The sequence below is a fragment of the Bradyrhizobium sp. genome (assembly GCF_019244115.1).
In the GTDB taxonomy this organism is placed as follows: Bacteria; Pseudomonadota; Alphaproteobacteria; order Rhizobiales; family Xanthobacteraceae; genus Bradyrhizobium.
The window spans coordinates 1-5,315 of the sequence record NZ_JAFATE010000220.1; the positions used below are offsets into that span (position 1 = coordinate 1).

Below are 5,315 nucleotides of genomic sequence, written 5' to 3' on the forward strand. Positions count from 1 at the left end.
GCTCAGGGATCATGGCGTCCAGCACCTCTTCGGTTATCCGGGCGGCGCGGTGCTGCCGATCTACGACGAGATTTTCCAGCAGAGCGATGTCGAGCACATCCTGGTCCGGCACGAGCAGGGCGCGGGCCACGCGGCCGAGGGCTATGCCCGCTCGACCGGCAAGCCCGGCGTGGTGCTGGTGACGTCGGGTCCCGGCGCCACCAACATGGTGACGCCGCTGACGGATGCGCTGATGGATTCCATTCCGCTGGTCTGCATCACTGGGCAGGTGCCGACGCATCTGATCGGGAACGATGCGTTCCAGGAATGCGACACGGTCGGCATCACGCGGCCCTGCACCAAGCACAACTGGCTGGTCCGCGACGTCAACGATCTCGCCAAAGTGCTGCACGAGGCGTTCTATGTCGCAACCACCGGCCGTCCGGGTCCGGTCGTGGTCGACGTGCCGAAGGACGTGCAGTTTGCCACCGGCACCTACCATCCGCCGCGCAAGTCCGACGTGCATGTCTCCTACGCGCCGCAGGTCAAGGGCGATGCGCAGCAGATCCGCAAGGCCGTGGCGATGCTGGCTGGCGCCAAGCGCCCGGTGATCTATTCCGGCGGCGGCGTCATCAATGCGGGCCGCGAGGCCTCAAAGCTGCTGCGCGAGCTGGTCGAGGTCACCGGCTTTCCGATCACGTCGACCTTGATGGGACTCGGCGCCTATCCGGCATCGGGCAAGAACTGGCTCGGCATGCTGGGCATGCACGGCACCTACGAGGCCAACATGGCGATGCATGATTGCGACGTCATGCTATGCATCGGCGCGCGCTTCGACGACCGCATCACCGGCCGCACCGACGCGTTCTCGCCGGGCTCGAAGAAGATCCACATCGACATCGACCCGTCCTCGATCAACAAGAACATCCGCGTCGACGTGCCGATCATCGGCGATGCCGCCAACATCCTGGGCGACCTGCTGCAGGTGTTCAAGGCGGAGACGAAGAAGCCGGACATCAAGCCGTGGTGGGCCGAGATCGCCAAATGGCGCGCGCGCAACTCGCTGTCCTACCGGGCGAGCAACGACGTCATCATGCCGCAATACGCGATCCAGCGGCTGTTCGAACTGACGCGCGGACGCGATACCTACATCACCACCGAAGTCGGCCAGCACCAGATGTGGGCGGCGCAGTTCTTCGGCTTCGAGGAGCCGCACCGCTGGATGACCTCCGGCGGGCTCGGCACCATGGGCTATGGGCTGCCCTGCGCGGTCGGCGTGCAGGTCGCCCATCCGGACAGCCTCGTCATCGACATCGCCGGCGATGCCTCGGTGCAGATGACGATCCAGGAAATGTCGACGGCGGTGCAGTACGAGCTGCCGATAAAAATCTTCATCCTGAACAACCAGTATATGGGCATGGTGCGACAGTGGCAGCAGCTTCTGCACGGCAACCGCCTGTCGCATTCCTATTCCGAGGCGCTGCCGGATTTCGTCAAGCTCGCCGAAGCCTATGGGGGCGTGGGATTGCAGGCGATCAAGCCGGGCGATCTCGATGGCGCGATCAAGGAGATGATCAAGGTGAAGCGGCCGGTGCTGTTCGACTGCCGCGTCGCGGCGCTGGAAAACTGCTTCCCGATGATCCCCTCGGGCAAGGCGCATAACGAGATGCTGTTGCCGGCCGAGGCCGCGGATGAGGCCACCACCGCCGCCTTCGCCGGCGGCAAGGCGCTGGTGTGAGGTGCAACACGATGGACACACGCGGAGCCGCAAATTCAGTTGTCATCGCCCGGCTCGACCGGGCGATCCAGTAATCCCCGCTGTCTCGGCTCGAGCCGAGGCAGCGGGGATTACTGGATGCCCGCTTTCGCGGGCATGACCAGCAGAAATGGAGGAGCCATGTTTGGCCTCGCTGAACTCGAAGCCGCGCATGAGATCGTCGGCCGTGCGGTGCCGGTGACACCGGCGCATGCCTGGCCGCTGCTGGCCGAGCGGCTCGGCACCGAGGTCGTGGTCAAGCATGAGAACCATACGCCGACCGGCGGCTTCAAGGTGCGCGGCGGTCTTATCTATCTCGACCGCCTGATCAAGGCGGAGCCGCAGACCACCGGGCTGATCTCGGCGACGACGGGCAATCACGGCCAGAGCATCGCCTTTGCCGGGCGCCGCCACGGCGTGCCGGTCACGATCTATGTGCCGTACGGCAATTCGGTCGAGAAGAACCGCGCCATGCGGGCGTTCGGCGCCACGCTGGTCGAGCATGGCAACGATTTCCAGACCGCACGCGAGGAGGCGTATCGGCAGGCCGCCGTTGCGGGCCTGCACGTCGTGCGGGCGTTCCATCCGCACCTCGTGCTCGGCGTTGCCACCTATGCGCTCGAACTGTTTCGCCAGGCGGACGACCTCGACATCCTCTACGTGCCGATCGGACAGGGCTCCGGGATTTCGGGCTGCATCACCGTGCGCGATCTCCTCGGCATCAAGACCGAGATCGTCGGCGTGCAGTCGACCCTGGCGCCGTCCTACGCGCTCTCGTTCGTCGCCGGCAGGGTCGTCAACACCAACTCCAGCAACACGCGCGCCGACGGCATGGCCACCCGCAATCCAGATGCGGAGGCGCTCGACATCATCCTGAAAGGCGCCTCGCGCATCGTGCAGGTGAGCGATGAGGAGATCGCCGCGGCGATCCGCGCGCTGTGGACCGACACGCACAACCTCGCCGAGGGCGCGGGCGCGGCGCCGCTCGCAGCCGCACTGCAGGAGAAGGACAGGATCAGGGGCAAACGCGTCGGCCTCGTGCTGTCAGGCGGCAACATCGATTTCGATTTGTTCCGGAGTTGGGTGATGGCGGAAAGCGCCGTTGCGGAAAAGATAGCGGTGTGATGATGGCAATCATCGCGCCACAAACACAGTCGTCATCGCCCGGCTTGACCGGGCGATCCAGTACGCCGCGGCCTGGGTTCTTCTCCCAGACGTCGGCGGCTACTGGATGCCCCGCCTTCCGCGGGGCATGACAGGAGAGGATAGGGAGATGAACATGAACCAGCCCGCATCGGCCTATTTCATCGAAGACCGTCACGATCCGAATGAGACCCACACGCTGTCGGTGCTGGTGCAGAACGAGCCCGGCGTGCTCGCGCGCGTGATCGGGCTGTTTTCCGGGCGCGGCTACAACATCGAGAGTCTCACCGTCTCCGAGACCGAGAGCCAAAAGCATCTCTCGCGCATCACCATCGTCACCACGGGCACGAAGATGGTGATCGAGCAGATAAAGCACCAGCTCGACCGCATGGTCCCGGTCTACCGCGTCGTCGATATGACCTTGACCGGCCGCTCGATCGAGCGCGAGCTGGCAATGGTAAAGGTGCGCGGCGCCGGCGAGCATCGCGTCGAGGCGCTGCGGCTCGCCGATGCGTTCCGTGCCCGCGTCATCGATGCCACCATCGAAAGTTTCGTGTTCGAGATCACCGGCAACACCTCCAAGATCAACCAGTTCATCGACCTGATGCGGCCGCTCGGCCTCGTCGAGGTGTCGCGGACCGGGGTTGCCGCCATCACGCGTGGATCCGAGGGGATGTAAGACCATGCTGGCGCGCGACTGGTACTACAATCAGCGGCGGCGGTTCGGGCTCGATAACGCGGTCGCCGCGATCTACGACCGTCACGACGGCAGCGACGTCCGCGCCCGCGCGACGCTCGTCGCGCTCGGTGTGCAGCGCGGCTGGAAGCTCGCCGACATCGGCTGCGGCAACGGCGTTCTGGCCACCGAAGCGGCGCTGATGGGCGCCGAGGTCGACGCGATCGACATCTCGCCGGCGATGCTCGCGCTCGCCGACATCTACGCCCGCGACCGCAAGGCCGATATCCGCACCCAGCCGGCTGGGCTGCTCAGTTTCGCCTACAGGCCGAATTCCTACGACCTCATCGTCAGCGAGTTCACGCTGCACCATCTGCCGGACTTCTGGAAGGCCGTGGCGCTGTCGCGCATTCTCGCCGCGCTGAAGCCGGGTGCGCATTTCTATCTGCGCGACATCGTGTTCGTCTCGATGCCTGACGGCACCGAGCGCGACGTTGAGGAGTGGGCCGATTTCAATATCAAGAACCACGATTTTGCGCGCGACAGTGTCGTCACTCACATGCGCGACGAGTATTCCACCTTCGGCTGGGTGATCGAGCGCATGCTGACCGAGACCGGCTTCATCCTGGTCTCGGCCGACTACCACGCGCCCCTGCACGGCACCTATCTGTTGCAGAAACCGAAATCCGACGGGCAGGCTGAACTGACAGGCGCAACCAAACTCGCAAGACAAGAACAATGAAACCTGCCCGCATCAGCTTCGCCGTCATGAGCTTGCCGACGTGTGCGCGGGCCGTCCCGAAGGGGGCCAACAACAACCATGTCGCAATCCCTGCTGATCGCCTTCCTGCTGTTCACGCTCGTGATGTCCTTCACGCCGGGGCCGAACAACATCATGCTGCTGTCGTCCGGCCTCACCTACGGCTTTCGCCGGACACTGCCGCATGTCGCGGGCATCACCATCGGGTTTGCCTTCATGGTGGCCGCGGTCGGGCTCGGTCTCGGCACGGTGTTCATTGCCTATCCGATCCTGCAGATCATTTTGAAATATCTCGGCGCGGCGTACCTGGTCTATCTCGCCGTCGCGATCGCGCTCTCGGGACCGCCAAAGACCGGCGAGGACAAGCGCGGCGGCCCGATGACCTTCTGGGGCGCGGCGGCGTTCCAATGGGTCAACGCCAAGGGCTGGGTGATGGTGATCGCCAACATCACCGCCTACGCCGCGATCGCACCCTTCCCCTGGAACATTGCCATCCAGACCGCCATCACGCTGGTGACCGGCTCCGCGTCCTGCACAACCTGGGCGCTGTTCGGCAGCGCGCTGCGGCCGATGCTCACCTCCGAACGCGCGGTGCGGACCTTCAACATCGCCATGGCGATCCTGCTGCTCGCCTCGCTTTATCCCGTGGTCGTGGACTGAGGAGAGCCATGCGAGAAAGGGGTTTCGCAAGCATCCGAAAATGTCTAGACAACGGGCGCAATCCGTTCGGGGCCGGACCGGCGTTCCGCATCCAATCCCATGATTCACCTGCCGATTTTGGCCACTCAATGAGGACATCACCATGCGTGTTTACTACGATCGCGACGCCGACCTGAACCTGATCAAGGGCAAGAAGGTCGTCATCGTCGGCTACGGCGCCCAGGGCCACGCCCATGCGCTGAACCTGAGGGATTCGGGCGTCAAGGAGGTCGCGATCGCGCTGCGCAAGGGTTCGGCCTCGACGAAGAAGGCGGAAGCCGCCGGCTTCAAGGTGATGGAGG

5 protein-coding genes and 1 pseudogene are annotated in these 5,315 nt (G+C 64.6%); all 6 read left to right on the forward strand.

What is annotated here, in order from left to right; all coding sequences use genetic code 11:
- The coding region (locus JOZ76_RS09725) for an acetolactate synthase 3 large subunit (RefSeq protein WP_291698414.1) at positions 1 to 1,717 on the forward strand (1,717 nt) is incomplete at its 5' end.
- Positions 1,718 to 1,876: 159 nt separating this feature from the next.
- Positions 1,877 to 2,860 carry a threonine dehydratase gene (locus tag JOZ76_RS09730; RefSeq protein ID WP_291698415.1) on the forward strand — a complete coding sequence of 328 codons (984 nt, stop codon included), beginning with the start codon at positions 1,877 to 1,879 and terminating at the stop codon, positions 2,858 to 2,860.
- Positions 2,861 to 3,014: 154 nt separating this feature from the next.
- Positions 3,015 to 3,557: an acetolactate synthase small subunit gene (gene ilvN / locus JOZ76_RS09735; protein ID WP_291698416.1), complete on the forward strand. Its 543-nt coding sequence runs from the start codon at positions 3,015 to 3,017 to the stop codon at positions 3,555 to 3,557.
- A 4-nt stretch (positions 3,558 to 3,561) separates the two neighbouring features.
- Positions 3,562 to 4,296 (forward strand): class I SAM-dependent methyltransferase, encoded by a 735-nt coding sequence (locus tag JOZ76_RS09740; RefSeq protein WP_291698417.1) that lies wholly within the window; start codon positions 3,562 to 3,564, stop codon positions 4,294 to 4,296.
- A 78-nt stretch (positions 4,297 to 4,374) separates the two neighbouring features.
- Entirely contained in the window at positions 4,375 to 4,974 is a 600-nt protein-coding gene (locus tag JOZ76_RS09745) for a LysE family translocator (RefSeq protein ID WP_291698418.1), read from the forward strand.
- Positions 4,975 to 5,116: 142 nt separating this feature from the next.
- Positions 5,117 to 5,315 (forward strand): annotated as a pseudogene (locus JOZ76_RS09750) (ketol-acid reductoisomerase); the annotation flags it as partial.